This is a genomic window from Halioglobus sp. Uisw_031 (genome assembly GCF_047729875.1).
Classification (GTDB): domain Bacteria; phylum Pseudomonadota; class Gammaproteobacteria; order Pseudomonadales; family Halieaceae; genus Marimicrobium.
In genome coordinates, this window is the sequence record NZ_CP159826.1 from 1,702,171 (window position 1) to 1,726,557 (window position 24,387).

At 50.4% G+C, this 24,387-nt stretch carries 16 protein-coding genes and 1 tRNA gene; 5 read left to right on the plus strand and 12 right to left on the minus strand.

Features of this window, described 5'->3' with window-relative positions; translation table 11 throughout:
• Positions 1 to 2 precede the first annotated feature (2 nt).
• Positions 3 to 1,355 carry a sodium-dependent transporter gene (locus tag ABXT62_RS07785; RefSeq protein WP_415358033.1) on the minus strand — a complete coding sequence of 451 codons (1,353 nt, stop codon included), beginning with the start codon at positions 1,353 to 1,355 and terminating at the stop codon, positions 3 to 5.
• Positions 1,356 to 1,623: 268 nt separating this feature from the next.
• Between ABXT62_RS07785 and ABXT62_RS07790 the strand changes: the two genes are divergently transcribed.
• Positions 1,624 to 1,710, plus strand: a tRNA-Leu gene (locus tag ABXT62_RS07790).
• Between the two features lie 446 nt (positions 1,711 to 2,156).
• Here the strand turns inward: ABXT62_RS07790 and ABXT62_RS07795 are convergent.
• The 11 genes from ABXT62_RS07795 to ABXT62_RS07845 all read right to left on the minus strand — a co-directional run bounded on the left by ABXT62_RS07795 (position 2,157) and on the right by ABXT62_RS07845 (position 14,175).
• Positions 2,157 to 2,363: a hypothetical protein gene (locus ABXT62_RS07795; RefSeq protein WP_415358034.1), complete on the minus strand. Its 207-nt coding sequence runs from the start codon at positions 2,361 to 2,363 to the stop codon at positions 2,157 to 2,159.
• Between the two features lie 339 nt (positions 2,364 to 2,702).
• The gene (locus ABXT62_RS07800; RefSeq protein ID WP_415358035.1) at positions 2,703 to 3,425 is read right to left on the minus strand and encodes a hypothetical protein; all 723 of its coding nucleotides are present in this window, start codon (positions 3,423 to 3,425) and stop codon (positions 2,703 to 2,705) included.
• Positions 3,426 to 3,600: 175 nt separating this feature from the next.
• Positions 3,601 to 4,413, minus strand: coding sequence for a sulfite exporter TauE/SafE family protein (locus ABXT62_RS07805; RefSeq protein WP_415358036.1), 813 nt, complete (start codon positions 4,411 to 4,413; stop codon positions 3,601 to 3,603).
• A 221-nt stretch (positions 4,414 to 4,634) separates the two neighbouring features.
• Positions 4,635 to 6,551: a hypothetical protein gene (locus ABXT62_RS07810; RefSeq protein WP_415358037.1), complete on the minus strand. Its 1,917-nt coding sequence runs from the start codon at positions 6,549 to 6,551 to the stop codon at positions 4,635 to 4,637.
• A gap of 341 nt (positions 6,552 to 6,892) precedes the next feature.
• Positions 6,893 to 7,570 carry a hypothetical protein gene (locus tag ABXT62_RS07815; protein ID WP_415358038.1) on the minus strand — a complete coding sequence of 226 codons (678 nt, stop codon included), beginning with the start codon at positions 7,568 to 7,570 and terminating at the stop codon, positions 6,893 to 6,895.
• Between the two features lie 3 nt (positions 7,571 to 7,573).
• On the minus strand, positions 7,574 to 7,840 hold the full coding sequence (locus ABXT62_RS07820; RefSeq protein WP_415358039.1) for a hypothetical protein: 267 nt from the start codon (positions 7,838 to 7,840) through the stop codon (positions 7,574 to 7,576).
• 307 nt (positions 7,841 to 8,147) lie between these two features.
• Positions 8,148 to 8,579, minus strand: a complete 432-nt coding sequence (locus ABXT62_RS07825; protein ID WP_415358179.1) for a response regulator — start codon at positions 8,577 to 8,579, stop codon at positions 8,148 to 8,150.
• Entirely contained in the window at positions 8,549 to 10,654 is a 2,106-nt protein-coding gene (locus ABXT62_RS07830) for a PAS domain S-box protein (protein ID WP_415358040.1), read from the minus strand. The genes ABXT62_RS07825 and ABXT62_RS07830 overlap by 31 nt, the downstream gene beginning before the upstream one ends.
• A 13-nt stretch (positions 10,655 to 10,667) precedes the next feature.
• Complete coding sequence (locus tag ABXT62_RS07835) at positions 10,668 to 11,459, minus strand: hypothetical protein (RefSeq protein ID WP_415358041.1); 792 nt, start codon at positions 11,457 to 11,459, stop codon at positions 10,668 to 10,670.
• Positions 11,460 to 12,004: 545 nt separating this feature from the next.
• Positions 12,005 to 12,514: a MarR family winged helix-turn-helix transcriptional regulator gene (locus tag ABXT62_RS07840; RefSeq protein WP_415358042.1), complete on the minus strand. Its 510-nt coding sequence runs from the start codon at positions 12,512 to 12,514 to the stop codon at positions 12,005 to 12,007.
• Between the two features lie 104 nt (positions 12,515 to 12,618).
• Positions 12,619 to 14,175: a BCCT family transporter gene (locus ABXT62_RS07845; protein WP_415358043.1), complete on the minus strand. Its 1,557-nt coding sequence runs from the start codon at positions 14,173 to 14,175 to the stop codon at positions 12,619 to 12,621.
• 286 nt (positions 14,176 to 14,461) lie between these two features.
• On the opposite strand from ABXT62_RS07845, the gene ABXT62_RS07850 reads away from it, so the two are divergent.
• The 4 genes from ABXT62_RS07850 (at position 14,462) to ABXT62_RS07865 (ending at position 24,244) form a co-directional block, all read left to right on the plus strand.
• A complete protein-coding gene (locus tag ABXT62_RS07850; RefSeq protein WP_415358044.1) occupies positions 14,462 to 16,954 on the plus strand; it encodes a TonB-dependent receptor in 2,493 nt (830 codons plus the stop codon).
• A gap of 206 nt (positions 16,955 to 17,160) precedes the next feature.
• Complete coding sequence (locus ABXT62_RS07855) at positions 17,161 to 19,644, plus strand: TonB-dependent receptor (RefSeq protein WP_415358045.1); 2,484 nt, start codon at positions 17,161 to 17,163, stop codon at positions 19,642 to 19,644.
• Between the two features lie 127 nt (positions 19,645 to 19,771).
• Positions 19,772 to 21,772, plus strand: a complete 2,001-nt coding sequence (locus tag ABXT62_RS07860) for a sulfotransferase (protein ID WP_415358046.1) — start codon at positions 19,772 to 19,774, stop codon at positions 21,770 to 21,772.
• 204 nt (positions 21,773 to 21,976) lie between these two features.
• Positions 21,977 to 24,244: a hypothetical protein gene (locus ABXT62_RS07865; protein ID WP_415358047.1), complete on the plus strand. Its 2,268-nt coding sequence runs from the start codon at positions 21,977 to 21,979 to the stop codon at positions 24,242 to 24,244.
• Positions 24,245 to 24,387 lie beyond the last annotated feature (143 nt).

Here is a 24,387-nt window from a genome sequence, read left to right on the forward strand (position 1 = left end):
AGTTACCCCCAAATCGATTGCGCAAAGATCGCGAGGATAATTAACGGGCACACCAACTTCACATACCAGGGCCAGATTTTCCAAAATAGACCTTCGCTTATCTCTGGATTGCCTTTTCGTAGTTCTTGCAGCAGCAGGTCTCTTCGCCACACCCATCCCGCGTAAATACAAAACACGAATCCCAGTAGAGGTTGGCTATAGCGTGTTGTGAGCGTGATCACCGCGCCGAAAAGGCTTTCAAAATTGAGCAGGATGCAGACACTGATGACCGCTATTACGCAGCTAACAGCGATAGTGGTTATTTTTCGATCAGTACCGTGTTCTTCTATAGCATAGGCGACGGGCACTTCCAGCATCGAGATGGAGGAGGTCACTGCGGCAATACTCATCAGGAAAAAGAAGATGAGTGACACGATGATTCCGGTCACGCCCATCGTGGCAAAGAGTTCGGGAAGTACGGTAAAAATCAGCGTGTCTTCTGAAATGAGAGCGCCCGACTCGGTGAATATTTCGACTCCGCTGTTCAGCGCGACATACATGGCAGGCAAAACCAAAAAGCCGGCGAGTACGGCGATCAGGATATCTAACACCGTGACCATTCCGCCAACGAGTGGAAGATTTTCATCGTCTTTAATATAGGACCCGTAGATCAACATCGTACCAACGCCTAGTGACAGAGAGAAAAAAGCCGAGCCAAGCGCGTTGATGATCAATCGGGGGGAGAGTATTTGCGAAAAATCTGGCAGCAGATAGACACGCAAGCCTTCCATGGCGCCGTCTAGGGTCAATACGTAAACTACCAGTAGCGCAAGCGTAGTCAGCAGGACTGGCATCAGTCGAGTCGACCAGCGCTCGATGCCTCCCTGCACGCCAGCCGAAATAACGCCAACGTTTAAGGCCATAAAGATAAGCATAAAGAGGATGTTGCGCCACGAGCTAAACGATACCAGCCAGAGTGATAGGTTTTCCATGCCTAAGAGGTCTGCAATAGACGAGAGGAAAAACGCGATCATCCAGCCGGCGACTATCGCGTAAAAACTGAGAATCAGACTGGCGACGATCAAGCCAGCGATGCCGGCAAGCGCACCGATATTGCCAATGAGGCGAGTGGGCGAAACGAGGCGCAGCGCAGAAACCGCATTGGCGTGAGCGTGCCGGCCTATGATTAACTCGGCCATTAAAGCGGGGTAGGCCAGGGTGAATGCCAGTATCAGGTAAACCAGCAAAAACGCCGCACCGCCGTTGCTAGCGGCCTGCGTTGGAAAGCCCCAGATATTACCTAATCCAACCGCGCTGCCCGAGGCGGCCATGACAAAACCAAAGCGGGAGCTGAACTCTCCTCGTATGACTGCCATTGCGCGACTCTATTGCATTTTATTGGGTGGTGCCATTGTAGCATTGGTTGGAAGGACATGAAGAGTTCATGGTGCAAAGTAAAAGTGCTTCGAAGACTGACACATCATTATTTAACCTGAAAAACTGTGCTATTATCGCGCTCGCTTCGGGATAGGGGAGGGGTGTCATTTTGAGGTGGCCCCCGTAAAGTCTTCTTAGAGAGTTGCGTCAAGCAGGTTGCCGCACGAAGATACAGTTTTGGTTTCTTGCTTGAGTACATAATGAATTGCGAGTGTGGTGGAATTGGTATACACATCAGACTTAAAATCTGACGGCTTAACGGCTATGCGGGTTCAAGTCCCGCCACTCGCACCATAAAACCTTTTTAAAACCGACAACTTATAGAGGTTTTGGTTTATCAAGGACACTTTTTGGGACATCTGTCCGCAAGATTCCCCATATTTTCCGTCGAATATTCCCGCATGAAGTCCGAGTATGTATTTAGGGACATGGCAGTGCTGTGGCCGAGTTGTTCTGGTGCCAATGGTATGCTCACATCTCGGCTCATTAACTCCGCTGCGGGGGCATGTCGCAACGTGTAGGGGATGCGATAGGGCACCCGCGCCCTGGTGTGGGCTTTACGCCAGGCAGCATTAAAATCGTTGGGCGGACAGTGCCGAGTGCCGATGGCAACGTGACGGTCGCTGCCTGATCATACACCTCAGACCATACAGCGGGCACGCCGGTTTATGACGCAATCGGGACGGAAACAATCAGCTATGATGCAGACGCGAACGTGGTAACAACGGTCTGGTCGTGATCTATTTACCGGCCCGGCTATTGACCAGGCGGGTATCGAGGGATTTTTGCGAGAGTAGGGCGTGGGCCTTCATGCTTGCCACATGGTAGGGTTTTAACACCCTGGCACCGCGCCGCAGTTCCATATACCGGGGGTACACCAGGCCCAGCAACGCAGCGGCCTCAGTGGTCGATAGGTTTAACTGACCTTCAAATTGTTGCAGCGTCATATCGTCGCCGAACGTGGGGACATTTGTGCAGAACTATACGCCCTTATTTGATTTTGACCAAACACTAAGGTTTGCCCTTCAAACGCGGCCCCACAACGGCTATAAAGGCCGGTTTGACGTTTGCCTTGATAAGCTGGGCAACGAGCCCGGCGCGCTTTCCAATCGACACAGCGGCAACCAAGCGCAGCGGTGCAGTCAATCAAGCCGTCGCCGAAGTCGATACAGGTTTTTGTCTGTGTGGATTTCATTTTAAAACTGTCTACCCTTTTTTCTTCGCAGATTCATGGTGCAAAGACTTTAAAAAATTATTCTAATAATGGGGGTATATATCCCGTTTTTTTATTGTTTTTTCCCCATCGAAAATTGAGAATGGCTTGTTAGCCAGATCACCGCTTCACGATCAAACCAGTCGACTTTCTCTGCCAGCGTATTATCGACCCCATATTTTTGACAAACGGAGCGCAAGGTCGGACATTCAGCGTCAAGCGCACACAGTATGTCGCGCATTTTGCCGATTGTTTTTTCAATGGATTTTTTAGAACGGTTCATTTTGTCGGCTATTTGCTGGTGCGTGTCGTGGGCGAGGTAATAGGCCAGGCAAACAAGGTCAAGCCGGGTTATTGTATTCCCGGCAATAGTGACTTTTTCCTTGTCCCAGTCAACGGTAATCACAGATTCAAGTACTTTCATGCGCTCCGTCATTACTGGCCTGGTCACATCGGCAACGACAAAAACAACCTGGCCGCCGTCATTGCTCCATTTCGCGCCGAGCACGCGGCGGTACATATTATCGACCGGGTGCCAGTAGATACCGATAGTCTCTCTGACCTCGCCATGACGCGCCAGTATGTCGGCGGCTTGCACTCGCGGGGCTACCCCAGACCAGGCGAAATCGGCAGTGGTGGCACCAATGATGTCGCGCGGAGAAACTGCGGAAATCTCGCAGAAGTTATTATCTGGGTCGACCTCGCAAACCTTTCCGTCTTTATCTTTAACAATCCACCCGACGTTCTCCTTTCCAACCAGTGCAGCAAAATTACTTTTATAATGTGACCAGTGCATAGGGCGAGCCGTTACTCATTTATATAGCGGTTGACCATATACGCATAGCGTTAATTTATAAAGAGGGAAAACCCTATTTTTTGTAACGTTTTAGCGGGCAGTGATCGAGATCGTATGTTCGTCTCGTAGGCCCACAGATCTATAACCGTGGAGCCCATCTGGCCAGAGGCCTGATCTACAGTCCTGTTAAAAATATGCCCTTGATTAAGGCGAAAACACCTGCGACTGAGACTAACAGCGCGAGCAGACGTTTTATCCACTTTGGATGAAGCCGCTCTGAAAGCTTATAACCAATGGGTATTGCTATAACAATGCCAACGGAGACCGTCATAAATATTGGCATATAAACGTAACCGAGCGAATACTTCGGCAGCGTGGCTGCGTCCCATCCGTAGTAAATATAAGCTAATGCTCCAAGTACACACGCAACAACGGTATTGACAACTGATGTTCCGGTTGCCCTTTTGACGGGAAAATACTGCGATAAGTAGGGAATGGCTATATTGCCTGTGCCAACTCCACAGATGCTATTACTTAAACCGGCAAAAATAGTGACTATAGCAAAGATTCCGGAGTGCATTTTTGTTTCAATATTGTTATGCGTTTTCTTTACAAGAACCGTCTTGGTTGCCACAAAAATTAACACAATGCCTAATATGATTTCTATGATTCGTGCTGGAAGAAAATGAACAATGTAAGCGCCGACAACGGCAGTTAATACGTAGACACTTGCCATGCGCAGACACAACGATACATCAACATTCCGCTTTCTGATGTGTATGACAGCCGCATAGATAACAGAAACGCTTGTGCAGGCTAGTGTCGTGGCTATGGCTATTTTGACCGAGAGGTCTGCGGGCATATAATGCGGGAGTAAAAGGACAAGAGTGGGCAGTATTAATAAAGTACTTCCCACGCCAGCCAAACCAACGACCAGGCCTGCCAATAACCCGAGGATAACGAAAGCGATAATAAATTGAACAAGCATTATTATAAAAACTCTTAAGTTCCAGTGTCAGGCACTAACACGTTTCACTTGCTGCCCTGTCTCGACTCCAACTGGCGACTAACAGGCATCAGAGTTACCGCTATGTGATGGGCAGAGGGCTGGCCCCGTGTGTCGCTGCTCAGCTTGATAGCAATGCTGAGTTGCTGGAGACATCAGCCGGCCGGCGGCTCTATGACCTTGGTGCGCGGTCTGCCCGCTAATTATTCGCTGTTCCGCTGTAGGAACAGCACCAGCGGCCCAACCACCTGATTGTCGTCACGATCTTCAGCTGTGAGCACGTCTATATGTGCATAGCCCACGGAGATGTGTATTTCATAGCCTCCAGAGATCTCGCCATAAGAGGGAAATGCCAAGCTGGGTTGCATACCGTCGATGATTCGCGGCGTTACGCCATCGCAGGACGGAGCCTGGCAGGGGCCGATAGCTTGCGCGAAAGCCAGAAATGAACCGGTCACCGGGGTCAGCCCATTACTGCCGCCAAAGCCTATGACTGGAATGTTGATGTTGCTCGCCTGAGTACGGTTGTCGATATCGCTGCGCCCTCTGCCTTGCGGGGCCGGGGCCGACAGCGCGCTTGTATCAAGACCCAGTTCCGCGGTGATACCAAGACCGGAAGAGGGGTAGTACCAATCGAAAAAGTTGGTGTCGCCCTTGTAGCTGGCGGTGAGAATGCGGCCCTTAAAATCAGTGGGCTCTACCTCCACACCCCATCTGCTGCCCCTGGACGGCTCAGTGGGGGCTGGTCCGTTATCGGTGAGTACACTCGCTGGAAATTCCTCGTCGAAGTTCAGCCACGTCGTCAGGCCGTCTATTTCGGGTCCGGGTGCGCCCACCGATGTTGCCAGGAATGGCGCGGCTGTGGCACCGATACCATCGTCGTCCAGGTACTGTCCATACAGGGAGACTGAGGTCCCTTTAGATTCCCCTATCAGCACTCTGATGGGGAATAGAGCAGCTACCTTGTTAAATGCGCTGTTACCCTCTATGCCGTTCTGGTCCTGTTGAATGATAGATAACCCGGCGTCGCCGTTGATATCGCCATCGAGCGCTACCAGTTCGCCAGCGGCGAAGGTCTGCGTATTGATCAGGCTCGCCGCGTAAGCATCAGTGGGCAGCGTGCAGGCGAAGTTGCTGAAGGCGGCACAGTCGCTGGCCTGTGTTGCCTGGGTGCAGGCTGTTTTGCCATCCATGCAGCGAGGTGCCTGGTCGCGAACCGCTCCAAACAGTCCACCGTCAAATCGAGCCTCGATCTGATCGAGTGTTTCTTCGGATACTCGGTCGCCAATTGAACCACCACCGCCTTCGAGTAGCACCAGTCCGCGCAGGCGCTGATAGCCGGGATCAATCGCGTCGTTACCAAGATCAAAGTCAGTGGCCGCATAGCGAGCGGCATAGCCGGTGCCGGCGGAGTGGCCCCCCAGGAATACGTTGTCATTACGTACCTTCGAAAGCGCCAGTTGGACAATGGCCTCAATGTCCAATGAGTGCACCATGGTCGTCCAGTTAGCGATAAAGGCCAGATCGTTGGAGGTATTATAGGCGATCAATCTGCGGTTGGGCCCGTCTGCCAGTCGCTGATCAAGCTCCAGACCCAATTCTTCTCCGAATAGGAAATCGAGTCCCAGATAGGCATTTTGTTCGAGCTCGGCTAACTCGAGGCCGACCCGGTCCTCAAGCTGCTCGGAACGGCGGTCCATCGCCCAGACTTCGACAATCATTGCAGACTCTTCGCGGACGCGTCGCATCAGCTGATCTGCCAGTGGGGCAAAATTGGAGGCTCCTCCTTCGAAGCCCGGCACCAGGACAAGAATGGCATCTGGCTGCATCTGGCCAGCATCAGACAGGAAGTAGCGTGTATATAATGCGTTGTTGAGACTCGGGCCTTCGCTGCCAAAATGCTGTAAAAGCTTGGGGTTGTCGACCACCACTCCTGGCGTGCCGGGAGTCATGGCAGGGGTGGCGCTGCTGGGAATTGTTTGTGATTCCTGCTGCAGAACCACGGGCGCCGGCTGCAGTGTCTCCGGGTTGTTTTGGTCGTAGTCTGTTTGCTTGGAGCTGTCTGAGCAGGCAGCAAGGCTCAGGGCGATGCAACATAGGATGATATTAATAAACTTCAAAGTAGTTTTCCTTTAGCCATTTAGAGGATCACAGGCACAATTTTTGGTCAGCCAGTATCATAACGCTCTAGTACGCGTTATGTCGAAGCATAGGACAAATAAAAGGACTGTCGTGAGCACATCTTCTCATGAATACGAGTTACCAGGCCTGAAAACACAGAGGCACTTGGTCGATCCGACGTCGATGCGCTAGGACACAGAACTCCGCTGGAAAGGGGCTTCGCATAAGTCTTTTCGCCGGGGTCGAGTTCCAGCCCAACGACGTTGATTTGCTAGTACATTTTATTCGGGGTTAGTATGGACGTTCATTGTGGCAGTGGGACTAATTCTGACCTCTAGGCTCACTCCCGATTATTGGAAACTTTGAGCGCTTTCCAATATAGACGCATATCTTTTTGGTGGAATCGTTCCAATCTGGATCTGAGGTTTTTATCTCCAATATAGAGGTCGTTTTCTTTTTGTGGGTTTACATTTGTCTCAGTTACGGCGAGTTCACTTTTTAATACCTTCTTTGCAAAGTAACTAAGATCTGTCTCGTAATTTTCAGTAATCCCAACAAAGTCAAAAAAATCCATCGGGAAGCCCCAAAAAAACTGTGTATAAGTGTTTTTCATCTCACTGGAAAAACAAAATCTCTCCAGGCTCCAGTTTTCCTCAACTATACGTCTTCGCAGCTTACCTGCTGTTTTCGGATCGTAATCCCTAGTCCAGTAGTAGTAATTGGAAGCTAGTCGTTCGATAGGGTCACGCAGCCAGACGACGAATTGTTTCCTTTCTGGAGTTCTTGCCCATCGATATTTGACGGGTAAAAAATGGCCGTGGATACATGCAGTACCAGTATCTCGGTAACTATAAGCTAGTTGGAACGAGGCTCTAAGCGCGTCCATTTTCCGCGCAAGTGGTGCCTGATTGATCGGACGGTCTGAATAGTCCCAAACCAGCGTGTCGCCAAAATGGGCTTTAAGTGAAGCACGGAAGCTGGCGCCTGCTGTTTTAGGGATATGGACAGATATCAGCAAAACCTAGAACCAGGTTACTATGTTGAGTCTTGGGCCTTCGCTGCCAAAATGCTGCAAAAGCTTATGGTTGTTGACCACCACTCCTTGCGTGCCGGGAGTCATGGCAGGGGTGGCGCTGCTGGGAATCGTTTGTGATTCCTGCTGCAGAACCACGGTCGCCGGCTGCAGTGTCTCCGGGTTGTTTTGGTTGTAGTCTGTTTGCTTGGAGCTGTCTGAGCAGGCAGCAAGGCTCAGGGCGATGCAACATAGGATGATGTTAATAAACTTCAAAGTAGTTTTCCTTTAGCCATTTAGAGGATCACAGGCACAATTTTTAGTTAGCCAGTATCATAACGTTCTAGTCCGCGTTATGTCGAAGCATAGGACAAATAAAAGAATTATGGAGAGAGACTTTCCTTCAGTACCCGTATGCTTTACCTGAATTGAATCGAGCGATGGCCGCCGAGAGTGATTATATGGCTCGTGCATTCGCTCACTTGCTAATCTTTTGAGGCAGTTTTTGTTTGATGAATCAACAAGCGAGAACGCCCTCGCGGAGTCCATCTTTATCTTAAGTAATCAAGAATCTTTGTGAGTACTATTTCTTTGTCTCCAGCACTGAACTGATATGTTCTAACAAGGTTTCAATGCTCAGTGGCTTTCTTAAAAAGGGATACGAAGCAATATCTACGCCGTTTCCTTCAATTCTGGGGCTGCCATGTCCAGACATGACGATAAACTGTATGCTTGGATCGCACTGCGTTTCAACAATTTTGATTAGGTCGGCGCCCGTTTTTTTCGGCATTTTTAAATCTGTGAGAATAACCCTGATGCCGGGTGTGGTTTTAACCATTTCGACTGCAGTATCAACGTTGCTTGCGACAAAACATTCGTAACCTTCATCAGTTAATGCCTCTGATATTAGGTTAAGAATCATTTTTTCATCATCAACAATGAGGATTTTAGTTGAGATAGTTGCCCTCCTTTCAATAACCGATACTAACTTACACGCGGAAGAGTAATGGTGAATCTGGCACCATCATTAATATTTTCAGCGGTAATGGTGCCTCCCATATCACGGATAATACCATAGCCTACAGACAGTCCTAAACCCGTACCTTTGCCCATTTCCTTTGTTGTATAGAACGGCTCAAAGATGCGGGTTAGAGCATTTTGGGCAATACCCCCCCCAGTGTCCTCAGATGTAATATGGATATTTTTTGGGTCTGAAAATATCCTCAGCATAATCGTCGAGGCGGTACCTTTTTCAGACATGGCATCTCTCGCGTTAGTGAGAAGGTTTATGACCACTTGTTCCATTTGAATGATATGGCCCAAAACACACGGAGAGTCTTCGGGGAACTCGGTCACAACCTCAATGCCAGCCAATCGTAATTGTTCTCCCATCAAGTCAAGCGCATTCGTAACTACATTTCGCGGGTCAATTAGCGCTGGCTCTTCTGTCGCCTCGCGCCCAAACATTCGCATGTGATCAATGATTGCCGCCGCTCGTGCAGTCTGCTCTTCAATGCGTTGCAGCTTATCGGTCAAGTATTCGACGGCAACGTTCTCTTTAGACATCTTGCGGCGACTATTTTCCGCAGCCATGCGAATGATATTCAGTGGTTGGTTTAATTCATGCGCGACTGATGTCGCCATTTCTCCTAGTGTGGCTAGTTTAGACGCCTGGATGATTTGAGCGGCGGATTCTTTACGTTCTTTCTCCTGTTCCGCCCGGACTTTGTTTAGCTCTGTTATATCCTGACCGACGCCAACCACACCAACGATCTGTCCGTCAGGATCACGCCGTGTCGACGAATTAAGCAAAACATCCACTCGATCGCCAGACTGGGTGAACAATGGAAATTCATAGTTCGCCGTTTCTTCGCCGTGCAGTGCTTTCGCCAGCACCTCGCCTACCGAAACCTTATAATCATCAGTAATAAAATTAGCCACTAGGTCACGACCCATCACCTCTGCCTTAGTAAAGCCGGTGATTTGTTCTGACCGCTGGTTCCACTCATTGACTCTTCCTTCAGTGTCTATACCAAAGATCGGAGCGTTCGCGGTATCCACAAACTGTGTCAGCTCCTTCGCAATATTGTCCTGTTCCGCCCGGACTTTGTTTAGCTCTGTTATATCCTGACCGACGCCAACCACACCAACGATCTGTCCGGCAGGATCACGCCGTGTCGACGAATTAAGCAAAACATCCACTCGATCGCCAGACTGGGTGAACAATGGAAATTCATAGTTCGCCGTTTCTTCGCCGTGCAGTGCTTTCGCCAGCACCTCGCCTACCGAAACCTTATAATCATCAGTAATAAAATTAGCCACTAGGTCACGACCCATCACCTCTGCCTTAGTAAAGCCGGTGATTTGTTCTGACCGCTGGTTCCACTCATTGACTCTTCCTTCAGTGTCTATACCAAAGATCGGAGCGTTCGCGGTATCCACAAACTGTGTCAGCTCCTTCGCAATATTGTCCTGTTCCGCCCGGACTTTGTTTAGCTCTGTTATATCCTGACCGACGCCAACCACACCAACGATCTGTCCGGCAGGATCATGCCGTGTCGACGAATTAAGCAAAACATCCACTCGATCGCCAGACTGGGTGAACAATGGAAATTCATAGTTCGCCGTTTCTTCGCCGTGCAGTGCTTTCGCCAGCACCTCGCCTACCGAAACCTTATAATCATCAGTAATAAAATTAGCCACCAGGTCACGACCCATCACCTCTGCCTTAGTAAAGCCGGTGATTTGTTCTGACCGCTGGTTCCACTCATTGACTCTTCCTTCAGTGTCTATACCAAAGATCGGAGCGTTCGCGGTATCCACAAACTGTGTCAGTTCGTTTGCAATTTTTGCGAGCTGCAGAGCTTCCGCTTCGCTTCGGGCGGATACAAACGGACGAATAGCCCAAAGATAGACTAGCGGAACGGATATTAGCGTCAGGCTAACGGTGTCGAGCAGAATAATTGTCCAAGGGGATTGATCAAATAACAATCGCAGATTGATTGGAAGAGCCGCAAACATTAGCAGCAGCAAGCCCTCGACGGCAAAGATGACGACATATACTCTCAATATTAACGTGATATTCGACATCTACGAATGTATCCTAGTTGATCGATTGACCGGAGTAGTCCTGCTTTTGGTCGCGCAACTCGGAGATCATGTTCTGATTGCCCTGCCATTGCATATTTGTAATTTGTGCAGCCACACTTTTCTTATCAAACCAGTCGCGCTTTAGTTCAAGCACCTGTCTGCCACCGTACCTTCTGCAAAGTTCATATAGATTTATGCAGTTAGGGTCAATCTTAAACAGAGTAGATTTTATAGCGGCTATTCTTTTCTCTACTGTCTTAATACTTTGATTCATGTGCTCGGCTATGGCGCTTTGAGGAAAATCTTCCAGATAATAACTTAAGCAAATAAGATCGCTGCGAGACAGACTGCTGCCGTCAGGGAAAACTATCTGTTCCTTTTCAAAGTCTACATAGGTACCTTTGGTCCACGACTGAAATGTCGGTAGATCGCGTGATATGTGGCTAACATCCATCATGAGTATATAGATAACGGGCTGGCCTTCCCAGTCAAGTGGACGCCCCGACGCCGGGGATGGTTGATGGGCAAATTTGACCGAAACGGCTTGCACCCACTCTTGTCTGATCGTGTGAAAGTACAAATTAACCGCTTCTCTGATATCGCCAGATTTTGCGAGAATGTCAGCAGCGTCGCTTTGCAGCTTTAAATTCCGCCATGGAAAATCGTCAATCGTGATACAGGAAGCATCTTTAGCTACCCCGGCTAGGTCTAAGAAACGATTATTTACCGAGAGCACCTCTCCTTCGTAATTCCTTACTACAATGCCGACGCTTTCTTCTCCCACGGTGCGCGAAAAAACGTCCATGTAGTAGTCTAGAGCATTTCTGATAAAACCCCCTCAATGTCCTTATATATGCTTGGGTGCGGCTATATAGCATGCCGCTCTAGTCCTGAGTCTTCTGCAGTCATTGCTTTCGAGCCTACAATGAAACACCTATACTCAAACAGTAACGCACTGCTGAATACCTTGAACTACCGAAATAGCAAGTTTACTTGCTTTTAACGGTCTCGGAAGTAGGGAAAACCCTATTTTTTGTTAATTATCTGCAAGTTCGTCGTCAGAGGTGGTGGCCAACAGCGGTATATAGACAGCTCTACTCTGCGGGCGTCCTAGCCGCATAGCACTGACTCTGCTCTGTTTTGAACCCACACGAGGGGACAAGAGCCGCTAATTACGACCCAGCTCTTATTGGATGGAACAGCAACCAAGAGGAAATATCTAGCGCAATGGTCATCAAGAGAGAATTATCTTACCGCTTGATGTAGAGGTTGTTCGTGTCAAGCGTGTTTATATTGCTTGTCTGTTTTTTTGTAGCAAATGCTAGGCACCTTAGTCTCGTCCTCTTTTTTCTAAAGCCCCTCTTTCTCAGTATTTTCTAGAGAATATGCTTGCCGGTCTATTGCGCCGACATCGAGAACGGGGGACGCATCGATATGCTCGGCATCCATCATTTTTGCCACTCGTTGCAGGGACGAGATGATCATGGTTTGCTCCCATTCGTCCAAGACATTGAATCGCGTTGAGAAGTTTTGCTGCAGAGGAACGGGTGCGTGCTCAAGGATTGTGCTCGCCTCCGTCGTGAGGCGAGCATGGACTTTACGCTTGTCGACGGTGGATCGCTGGCGTGACACCAAATGCCGCTTTTCCAAACGATCCATGATCGTAGTCACCGTGGCCTGGCTTAGACTCATGGCAGTGGCCAGTTCACCAATGGTGAGCTCGCCTCTGGTGCGAATTGTCTGCAGCAGTAGCATCTGTGGCGCAGTCAACCCTGTGGTTTTCGCCAGCTTTTTTGAGTATATATCTGTCGCCCGAATCACTCGGCGCAACGCTACTAAAACTTCCTCGACACTATTCAATGTTAGATCACCTAGTGGTAAATGAATATTTTCAACGGTGTAGACTTTAGTGGCATTACAGAAGCAGTCGATATAACGAATCCGCTAGATGCCCGCAGTAAAAATCATCCGCCCTTCAACCCTTTGTAAAGACTGACACACATCAGCAATAGTATGACGGTAAAGGGAAGGCCTGTAGCAACGGCTCCGGCCTGCAAGGCGCTTAATGCCTCTTTGCCGCCACCAAACAATAAAGCGCCAGCAATTAAACCCTGCATAACCGCCCAGAAAACCCGTTGTGGCACTGGCGCGTCAATTTTCCCTCCAGCGGTGATGCTGTCTATCACTAATGAGCCTGAATCAGAGGACGTCACAAAGAATACCAGTACCAGCAGAATGCCCAGGCCTGTCGTGATTTGAGCAAATGGCAGGTTTTCCAACATTTGAAACGTCGCCAGATTGGCCGAACTGGCTCCCTGTGCCAGTGCGCCAACGCCATTCTGTGCTTGATCGAGCGCACTGAGGCCAAAGGTGCTCATCCATACCAGTGTGACCATCGTGGGCACGAGTAAAACGGCAATAATCAGTTCGCGGATGGTGCGGCCACGCGAAATTCTAGCGATAAACATGCCAACGAAAGGCGACCAGCTGACCCACCAGGCCCAATAAAAGACCGTCCAGTCTTGCATCCAGGTGGCATCTTCGCGATTTAGCCAGTTGCTGAGCGGGATTATATCGCCCAGATAATTGACGGCCGTTTTGCCGACCCCCTGAGCTATAAGCAAGGTGGGACCAGCAATGAAGACAAACAGCAATAATAAGGCCGCCACACCCATGTTAATGTTGCTGAGCACTTTCACGCCACCGTCTAACCCCCTAACGACTGAAATAATAGCAATGAAGCTGACCGCAACGACGATGCCAATTCGGGTGTTGATTTCGTCTGGGATGCCAAACAGAAAGTGTAGGCCTCCCGATGCCTGCGCAGCCCCCAGGCCCAGCGAAGTGGCCAAGCCGAACATCGTGGCCAACACCGCCACAATATCAATCAAATGGCCACTCCAGCCCCAGATTCGATCGCCGATCAGCGGATAGAACACCGACCGAATCGTCAAAGGCATGCCTTTATTATGGTAAAAAAAGGCCAGCGACAGTCCAACAACCGCGTAAATCGCCCAAGCGTGCAGGCCCCAGTGATACATGGTCGCCGACATTGCTAAATCAGCGGCGTGGGGCGTTAGCGGCTTTGCTCCGAGTGGGGTGCCGCTCTCGCCGTTGTAATACACCATGGGCTCTGCAACGCCCCAAAACATTAGGCCGATGCCCATGCCCGCTGCGAACAACATGGAAAACCACGACATGCGAGAGAAGTCTGGAGCGGCTTCTGGCCCTCCAAGACGGATGCGCGATACAGGCAGTACACACAGCACTAGGCAAAATAGCAGCATGCCACTAGCGGACGCCATCAGGAACCAGTCAAAGGTGGTTAAGAACCAGCTTTTAATATCACCAAGCGCCTCATTGACCGCTGCGGGAAACACAATAGTGGTGGTGACGAACAGTATGATCAGCAGAGCGCTAGTGATGAATACGGGATTATGAACATCCATACCGAGGACTTCGATGTTGTCTTGGCCTATCTCATGATCGGTTTCGTAATGTTCGTAGCTGGAATCGGTCATAAACACTCAATATTGGGGCGTGTCCAAGAGAAGATACTTAGACATCAAATCTAACGAGGCGATATTAGCACTACAAACACGAAAAACTGCAGATAAATTATTGATGTCGATGGTTTTTTTTGTCGACTTCCGCAGGTAAAAATGACGCAATCCGCTAAATAATCGTGAATACTGCGAAAAAATGTGTTTATATGCGTCTCGCAATCCATAGAACACAAAATAATTACCGTTCTAAGTAAGTTAGCCGCATCGTGTGTGATTTTTTCATTAAATAGAGGCAATAAGCGTGTTGAAACGAAAATTATTAGCCAGCGCCGTCGTCGCTGCCAGCGTTACGGGCACTGCCCACGCTCAGTTGGAAGAAGTCTTGGTGACTGCAACCAAGCGCACCGCAAGCGTCCAGGACATACCCATCGCGGTGAGCGTGCTGGGACAGAAAATGATAGAAGAATTGGGGATTACAGACTTTACTGATTATGTAATTCAGTTGCCTGCAGTGACGTCTGGCGGCAGCGGACCGGGTCAAAACACGATTTATATTCGCGGCGTTGCGTCTACTACTCCAACGCTGACAACCTCAGGCGTTGCAGGTCTTTCGCCTAACGTAGCATTATATTTAGACGAGCAGCCCCTGTCACAGCCTGGCCGTAACCTAGATGTCTATGTTGCAGACATCAACCGCGTAGAAGTGTTGAAGGGCCCACAGGGCACCTTGTTTGGTGCCAGCTCGCAAGCGGGTACCGTGCGTTTGATTACCAACAAGCCTGATCCTTCAGGATTCTCCGGTAATGCCCGATTCAGCGCTGCACAAACCAGCGATGGTGATCCGAGCTACAGTGGCGAAGGCATGATCAATATCCCTATCAGCGATAGCTTCACGGCACGCGCCGTGGTGTATGCCGACCAACAGGGCGGCTATATTGATAATGTTGCGGGTAGCGTTGATGCCTCTTCAAGCGCGCGTTTTCGTCCTGCAGGCACGATGCGAGCGAACGGTGTGCCGGTGAGCGCTGGTCGTGCGGGCTTTCAGGCTGGCGCTGACCTCTCGGGTGTAAACTTTCTGAGCGCCAACAATAGCGATCGAACAGAAGATAATTTTAACGGCACGACCTATGCCGGGGGTCGTCTGAGCGGCCTGTGGAACATTAATGATGATTGGGATTTGTTGGTGGGTGTGGCAAATCAGTCCATCGATACCGACGGTGTATTTTTTGTTGACCCTAACCTAGGGGACCTTGAGATACAGCGTTACGAGAAAGATTCACTCAGTGATGATTTTGATAACTACAACTGGACACTGACAGGTCGCGTATCCGACCTAGAACTGCTGTATACGGGCGCCTATACCGACCGTAAAACCGATCAGTCTGTCGATTACACCGATTACCTGTTCGTCGGTCAGTACCTGCCGTATTACATTTGTACCTCGGCCGCAGTCTATCCTGGGGACAGCGCTCCTGGCGGAACGTGTCAGTCTCCAGCGTTGTTTGTTAACAGCGAAACGAAGACAACGGTACAAACGCATGAATTTCGTGTGTCTACCAACGCCGAAGATCGCTTTCGCGCAACGGTAGGCGCATTTTATAGTGAAATGGATTTACGAGAATTGAATTCGTTCACCTACCCCGGGTCAGAAATTATTGGCTTTGGTCCGAACTTTTCTGCTGAGCCGTCTTCCGCCGAAGACAAGGGGCAGTGGCCGAAGGGTGTCATTTTTCGCAACGACGTGAAACGCACGGATGAGCAAATGGCGGCATTTGCCTCGTTAGATTTCGATATCACTGATCAGTTTACCGCCACGCTTGGTGCGCGCTACTACGATGTTGAGGTTGATCTGGTAGGCAGTGCCAAAGGCTCGTTTTATACAAAAGGGGAAACCGAATATCCGTCACCAAGAGGCCCGGACGGACCCGGCACATACGAAGCTTATAGCGCTAGCAAAAGCCTAGACCTATTATTCAGTGGCGAAAACGATAAAGCCAAGACTGATGGGGTTATTGGCCGGGCTAGCTTAGCGTGGACGCCCACTGACGATCAAATGTATTACGCAACATGGTCACAAGGCTTTCGCCCTGGCCTGTTGAATCGCCCTGGCGGTCAGTGCAATGCGGCGGGCTCGTTTTGTGTCCCGTTTGCACTCGACACCGATACCGTTGACAACTATGAATTGGGCTGGAAAGTTGACCTATTGGATAACCGCCTACGCTTTAACGGCAGCATCTTCTACATTGAGATCGAAGATCTGCAAACCTCTATATTCGATCCTAGTATCTCCAACCTGTTCTTTTCGGCTAACGCAGCTAACGCGGAGGTCAAGGGTATTGAGGGTGAGTTAACCTGGGCGCCAGAAAATGTCGAGGGTCTGACACTTAGCGGCGGTATTTCTTTGCTGGATACCGAAATCACTGACGTGAAGGACGGTATCGGTGATGTCGTCAAGGGTGATGAACTAGCGTTTGCGCCCGAGTTTAAGGGCAACCTTCAGGCGCGTTACCAGTGGGATTTAAGCGACGGTATGCAGGCTCACGTGATGGGCAACGCGGCTTACTCGGATACTTCTTACACCGACATCGTTGACATTAACCGGATTGAACTGGATAGCTGGTTTCTCTTAGGGGCAACGGCTGGCGTCAGTACTGAGGAGTGGACAGCAGAAGTCTATGCTGACAACCTCACCGATGAGTCGGCAGAGTTGTCAGGTGGCTTCGGTTATGACGTTGAGCGCATCACGGTGGCACGTCCTCTGACTATCGGGGTGCGGTTCTCTCTCAACTTCTAGGTTGCCGGAAGAGTTTTAAAAACGCCCCTTGCGGGGCGTTTTTTTGTCTGTGAATCACGCCAGCCGGTTAGCTCCGTGCCCATTACTTCAGTACAGTGGGATGCGTAAATAATCGTAATCGAGGTACCGGCTGACCGCCAACGAAACCGGTGAACAATTATTAGCCAGATCGTTTGCAATCTTTTCATAACATAGGGGCAATAAGCGTGTTGAAACGAAATATACTAGCCAGTGCTGTCGTCGCTGCCAGTGTTACGGGCACTGCCCATGCTCAGTTGGAAGAAGTATTAGTGACCGCAACCAAGCGTACTGCAAGTGTGCAGGACATACCGATCGCGGTAAGCGTGTTGGGACAGAAAGCAATTGAAGAACTGGGCATTACAGACTTTACGGATTATGTGATTCAGTTGCCTGCGGTGACGTCCGGCGGCAGCGGACCGGGCCAAAATACGATTTATATTCGTGGCGTTGCGTCTACTACGCCAACCCTTACAACATCCGGTGTGGCAGGGTTGTCGCCGAACGTTGCGCTTTACCTTGACGAGCAACCCCTGTCTCAGCCTGGTCGCAACCTAGACGTCTATGTAGCCGATATCAACCGCGTAGAGGTTTTGAAGGGCCCACAGGGCACGTTGTTTGGTGCCAGCTCGCAAGCGGGTACCGTGCGTTTAATCACCAACAGGCCTGATCCTTCAGGGTTCTCCGGTAATGCCCGATTCAGCGCTGCACAAACCAGCGATGGTGATCCGAGCTACAGTGGCGAAGGCATGATCAACATTCCTATCAGCGATAGCTTCACGGCACGCGCCGTGGTGTATGCCGACCAACAGGGCGGCTATATTGATAATGTCGCGGGTAGCGTTGATGCTTCTTCAAGCGCGCGTTTTCGTCCTGCAGGCACGATGCGAGCGAACGGTGTGCCGGTGAGTGATGCTCGGAAAGGCAAGCAGGCTGGCGCTGACCTCTCGGGTGTAAACTTTCTGAGCGCCAACAATAGCGATCGAACAGAAGATAACTTTAACGGCACGACCTATGCCGGGGGTCGTCTCAGCGGCCTGTGGAACATTAATGACGATTGGGACCTGTTGGTGGGCGTGGCAAATCAGTCTATCGATACCGACGGCGTATTTTTTGTTGACCCTAACCTAGGCGACCTCGAGATACAGCGTTACGAGAAAGATTCACTCAGTGATGATTTTGATAACTACAACTGGACACTGACAGGTCGCGTATTAGAAGACCTCCAGTTGCTGTATACCGGTGCCTATACCGACCGTAAAACCGATCAGTCTGTCGATTACACTGACTACTTGTTTGTGGGCCAATATCTGCCTTATTACATCTGCGACTATTCCGTAACGGACAACCAGAACGCGGGCTTGCCTAATCCTGCCGGTACGTGCCAGGCGCCCGGCATTTTTGTCAATAGTGAAACAAAGACAACGGTGCAAACACATGAGTTCCGTGTGTCTAGCAGCGACGAGGATCGCTTTCGCTACACAGTAGGTGCGTTTTACAGCGAGATGGACCTGCGCGAAATCAATTCGTTTACCTATCCTGGTTCAGAAAGCGCCGTTGCTGCTAACGGTGTGGTCGGATTTGGCCCTAATTTCTCTGCCGAACCGTCCTCTGCTAAAGATAAGGGGCAGTGGCCGGAAGGCGTTATTTTCCGTAACGACGTGAAGCGTACTGATGAGCAAATGGCTGCATTCGCCTCGGTAGATTTCGATATTACCGATCAGTTTACTGTGACTCTTGGTACACGGTACTACGATGTTCAGGTCGATCTGCTTGGCAGTGCGTCTGGCTCTTTTGGTAACTTCGGGGCCTCGCAAGACAACAACGCGGGCAACAACCTGAACGAAATTTTCAGTGGCGAAAACGACAAAGCCGAGACAGACGGGTTCATCTACAGGGCTAGTTTGGCCTGGACACCGACAGATGATCAAATGTATTACGCTACCTACTCAGAGGGCTTTCGTCCTGGTCTATTGAACCGCCCCGGCGGCGATTGTAATGCAGACGGCAGCTTTTGTGTGCCATTCACTATCGAGTCGGACACAGTGAGCAACTATGAAGCGGGTTGGAAAGTTGACCTGTTGGATAACCGCCTACGCTTTAACGGCAGCATCTTTTACATTGAGATCGAAGATCTGCAAACCTCTATATTCGATCCGAGTATCTCCAACCTGTTCTTTTCGGCTAACGCAGCTAACGCGGAGGTCAAGGGTATTGAGGGTGAGTTAACCTGGGCGCCAGAAAATGTCGAGGGTCTGACACTTAGCGGCGGTATTTCTTTGCTGGATACCGAAATCACTGACGTGAAGGACGGTATCGGTGATGTCGTCAAGGGTGATGAACTAGCGTTTGCGCCCGAGTTTAAGGGCAACCTTCAGGCGCGTTACCAGTGGGATTTAAGCGACGGTATGCAGGCTCACGTGATGGGCAACGCGGCTTACTCGGATACTTCTTACACCGACATCGTTGACATTAACCGGATTGAACTGGATAGCTGGTTTCTCTTAGGGGCAACGGCTGGCGTCAGTACTGAGGAGTGGACAGCAGAAGTCTATGCTGACAACCTCACCGATGAGTCGGCAGAGTTGTCAGGTGGCTTCGGTTATGACGTTGAGCGCATCACGGTGGCACGTCCTCTGACTATCGGGGTGCGGTTCTCTCTGAACTTCTAGGCTACGAAGATGTTAAAAACGCCCCTATGGGGCGTTTTTTTTGGCTTGGAATTACGCCAGTCGGTTAGCCCCGAGCCCGTTACTTCAGTACAATAGAGCGCGTAAATAATCGTAATCGAGGTGCCGGGTGACCGCTAACGAAAACGCTGAGCAGCTGCAATCTATCCAGCGACTCGTCGCGAGCGAGCAATTCGCTGTTGCGCTGGAGCAGCTTAAATCCTTGCTGGAAGAGGACGCCGACCAACCCGACGTGCTCTACATGACGGCAGTGTGTCACCGCTACCTGCGACAATGGCAGGAGGCGCAGTCTTACCTTGATCGCTTGCTGCTGCTGGCGCCTGAACACGGCCGAGGTCATCAGGAGCGCGGTCATCTGCTGCGAGCTCAGGAAATGCCAGGCGTGGCACTGCTCAGTTATCAGCGTGCCTGCCAGATTAATCCCGCGCTTGATGCCAGCTGGCGTGGCCAACTCGAAATGGCCGTGCAAGTGGGCGATGATGCACAGGCAAATCAGGCGCGACACCAGCTGCAGCGTTTGCAGGCATTGCCCAAACCGCTCATAGCCGTGACGGACTTGCTATCCCAGCGTAAACTCCTCAAAGCAGAGACACTCTGCCGCCAGTTTTTGCAAAAAGTCCCACGCCACGTTGAAGCAATGCGTTTGCTGGCTGATATTGGTATCCGGCTGGGGGCGATGGATGATGCCGAGTTCTTGCTTGAAAGCGCCGTCTTATTCGAGCCCGACAATCAGCAGGTTCGCATTGACTACGTTCAGGTATTACGCAAGCGTCAAAAGTTTGCCAATGCTCTAGGGCAAGCCAAGTTGCTGCTCGACAGTGCTCAAGACAATCCCCAGTTCCAATCACTGTACGCCATTGAGCTAATGCAAACGGGGGATTACACCGGTGCGCTAGACTACTTTGATAGGGTGTTGGCGCGTTTGCCCGGTGACGCCATTACATTGACGTCGCGTGGCCATGCACTCAAAACATCAGGCCAACAGCAAGAAGCGGTCGAATCTTACCGTATGGCCCTGGCTGGCCATCCTGATCACGGTGAGGCCTATTACTCGCTGGCCAACTTGAAGACCTATCGCTTTACAGCGGCTGAAGTGAATCGCATGCAGCAGCAGGAGGGCGGTCTATCTGCCAACCCGATGTCGCAGGTCTACCTGATGTTTGCGTTGGGCAAAGCGCATGAAGATCTGGGTGAATACTCAACCGCGTTTAACTATTACCAGCGGGGCAACGACTTAAAGCGTGCCCAAAGCGGATACGACGCACAGAAGATGGGTGTTGAGCTGCAAGCGCAGGCAACATTTTTCAGCAAAGACGTATTCACGTCTCGCGCAGATAGCGGCGACCCTGCCTGCGACCCTATTTTTATCGTCGGTTTACCACGTGCAGGGTCAACACTGCTGGAACAAATTTTAGCGTCGCACAGTTTGGTCGATGGCACGCTTGAGCTGCCCAATATTTTGTCTATCGCCCAGTCGCTACGACGACGTGGTCAGGGGGAGGGGAGCGCTGAATACCCGGCAATCATTGCAGATATGTCGGCATTGGAACTGCGTGAGCTGGGTGAAAAGTATCTGGCAGAAACCGCTATTCACCGCCAAGACGCGCCTTATTTTATCGATAAGATGCCGAACAATTTTCGGCACATAGGCCTGATCAAGTTAATCCTGCCCAATGCAAAAATCATCGACGCACGTCGGCATCCCATGGCCTGCTGCTTTAGTGGCTACAAGCAGCTATTTGCTGAGGGGCAAGAGTTTAGTTATGACCTTGATGACGTGGGCAGTTATTACCGCGATTATGTGACGCTGATGGACCATTGGCAGACCGTGTTGCCCGGTGACATTCTGCAGGTCAATTACGAGCAAGTTGTGGGCGACCTGGAGGGGCAGGTGCGCCGGCTGCTCGACTACTGCGGCCTGCCCTTTGAAGCACAGACACTTGAATTTCACGATACCGAACGCTCCGTGCGCACGGCCAGTTCAGAGCAGGTGCGCCAGCCATTGTATCGCGACGGCCTCGATCAGTGGCGAAACTTTGAGGCCGAACTGCAGCCGCTTGAGGCGCAGCTGTCTGATATTATTCAGCGCTACGAACAATCAGTAGCCTGAGCGTTACGACAGCAGCGCGACCCAAGACAAAACGCCAGATTAAGGTCGGTTAGTGCTGATTAGTGCCGGTTAGTCCGACAGGCGCGATGATTGAGTTCATCGACTGCGGAACTTTTGGTTGCTCTCGTTGCCTTTATAAGGTCAACTACATTAATATTATTAATTATGCAGCGATTAGCCGCTATTTATGCTCAAGGAGTGATCATGTTTTCTTCACGTAATGCACAAGACCGCACGTGGTCCAGCTTGTTCGGTGTACTGATGCTATCGATGGTGCTTGGTTTAAGTGCCTGCTCAAACGGTAGTTCGGATTCGAATGATAACTTCAGTCCTGGTGGAGGAGATGGAGGAGATGGTGGAGATGGTGGAGATGGTGGAGATGGTGGAGATGGTGGAGATGGTGGAGCCTCGTCGCCCCTGTGCGAGAACAACCCGAGCCCGAGCAATGAGTGCGATTTTACGGTAACGCTCACAAAAAACGGTCAGAAGATTTTGCCCTGGGAGTATACGTACGTTAGGAAAAGTAACGCAGAAGACTGGAGTTGGGTCCGAGATAATAGTAGCGGCACTACAAGCTTTGATTATCTTCAAACCTCACAGTTCACTGTCAGTGCTGCCGAATTCAAGAGCGACGCGCCAGAGATTACTATTAGAGACAAAAAAAATAGGGGGTTCAATTGCGCAGGTTTCTACTGGAAGAAAACGTACTATTACGCCAAAATGAACACTCCGTTTTCAGTCCCCCAAAGTTGGAAACAAAGCCTGCCTCTTCAAATGACGGTGATACCCTGGAAAGTTCCAAACGGCGGGCAGTGCAATAATCAAAAAATCGCCCCAGACTCGGTCTCAGACGGGACACGGGCTTTGGCTATTTGGGTGTCTGCGCCATCGTCGAAAGTCTCAACAGACTGTCACTTTACGAAGGATTCAACGGCGAGTAATTCGCCATCATGCTTCAAGCCTCCAACATGGGAGCTTGTCGACGACTACCTGATCTATAAGGGCTCGCTCGTCGATTGGGTTAGGCTAAACAACAACACTAAGATTCCACAGAATATCCGTATTGATGCGGGCGCCGATCTGGAAAATATGCCGTTGAACACATTATTCGTCAGATACGATATAGACAAGGGCGCTGCAAATATCACTGCATGTGGAAAGTGGGCTAAGGAGGCGAATAACTCGAGTGACGCACCTAACGACAATTGTAAGGTTTCAGGGGGTGAGGAACTGACGCTGCTTGCAAATCACCAAATTAATGTGAGCGGCACCGGTCGCATCAGTGGTTATACGCAAACTACGCAACAACCGTCGACAGCACTGCCGGTTTATCCTAAGGCGGCTAATATTAAGAACCCCGAAAGACTTCAGGCCCAGTATCGCGTTTATTCTGGACTTCTGGTGCTTTCTTCTGATTATGCCCCTGGTTATGCGATTGACGTAGAAGGGATAACCGTGGGATTCGGGCCCAAAAGGGGTCGTGGAGCGGTACAGTTAAATACGCCCTATGCGCCTGCGGCGTCCTCGTTAACTGATACAAACATTGGATTGGACAGCAACAACTTCAAAGTGAACGTGTCTGATCTAAAGGTGGTCGGCAACTGGATAGACGCGGCGGATGGCCCCGAGATCATGGGTCAAAATTCGACGGTGAAGTCGCTGTACCTGCATGTTAACGATGACAGTATTAAGGTGGCGGTCAACGGGATCAAGATCTCTGACGTGACGGTATTGCAGGGTGACGTGGGAGGCGTTGTGGACCTGGGCTCCTATGGCTACAACCGTGGAAGCATAAGCGGCGCAGTCGTCAATGGCGTATACGTGCACCGTATCACACACACAACGGGTTATGACCCTTACAACGGCCTCGTTGTGACGCGTCTTTGCCCAATAAAGCCGCTTTGCGAAAACTGTGACCGCTCCAAAGCCAATCTCGAAAATGCCACAGTTGCGAACCTGCAGGTCAATGAGTTGGGCGAGATCAACGCGGTGCAGAGGCCTGCGGCTATTGGTGTTCTTGCATCCTATACTGGTTCAGATAAGACCGAATACAAGTTGAAGAACAGCGTTCCTAGTTTTTGCCGCTCAGATGACTATGTCAAGTCGGTGACGATCAAAAACATAAAATTAGTGAACTGGGATATTTATGAGGAACCTTCTGCAGATTCGAAGCTCTATAATAACGGTTCTGCTTTGGACAGTTCCATTAAGTATAGTTGGACCGAGCCGTCTGTGAAATTCTTTAACGGCACTTTTACTGGTATTGGGGCGAAGAAACATCCAAACCTTGCCGTTCGAATACACTTCAAAAATAAGGCCCCGGGAAAATTATGGTACGCGGCCTGTGGCGCATCTACGGGTTTTTGCTATGACAACAAGGGGGAATCTCGTGCCGTGCTTAACGTAATATCACAGTCGCCCATCAACTCTACCGTTCCTAACTACCACTTTGTTTATCCATATACGGAATAAGCGTAGCGTTTAAATCCGCCCTCCTGGCGCGGCGGCGGGTCACAAAGAGTGAGGCCCGCTATAGGTGCCCTCTAGGACTATGACATCAGATTTAGAGTGATGCCTGTGAGTCCTATTTCCATCACAGAGACGGTTAAAACCGT

What these genes read in the sequence shown, in the direction of transcription:
- ABXT62_RS07785 (WP_415358033.1), bottom strand. Translation starts at nt 1,355, where the DNA reads ATGGCAGTCATACGAGGAGAGTTCAGCTCCCGCTTTGGTTTTGTCATG.
- ABXT62_RS07795 (WP_415358034.1), bottom strand. Translation starts at nt 2,363, where the DNA reads ATGACGCTGCAACAATTTGAAGGTCAGTTAAACCTATCGACCACTGAG.
- ABXT62_RS07800 (WP_415358035.1), bottom strand. Translation starts at nt 3,425, where the DNA reads ATGCACTGGTCACATTATAAAAGTAATTTTGCTGCACTGGTTGGAAAG.
- ABXT62_RS07805 (WP_415358036.1), bottom strand. Translation starts at nt 4,413, where the DNA reads ATGCTTGTTCAATTTATTATCGCTTTCGTTATCCTCGGGTTATTGGCA.
- ABXT62_RS07830 (WP_415358040.1), bottom strand. Translation starts at nt 10,654, where the DNA reads ATGTCGAATATCACGTTAATATTGAGAGTATATGTCGTCATCTTTGCC.
- ABXT62_RS07835 (WP_415358041.1), bottom strand. Translation starts at nt 11,459, where the DNA reads ATGGACGTTTTTTCGCGCACCGTGGGAGAAGAAAGCGTCGGCATTGTA.
- ABXT62_RS07845 (WP_415358043.1), bottom strand. Translation starts at nt 14,175, where the DNA reads ATGACCGATTCCAGCTACGAACATTACGAAACCGATCATGAGATAGGC.
- ABXT62_RS07865 (WP_415358047.1), top strand. Translation starts at nt 21,977, where the DNA reads ATGTTTTCTTCACGTAATGCACAAGACCGCACGTGGTCCAGCTTGTTC.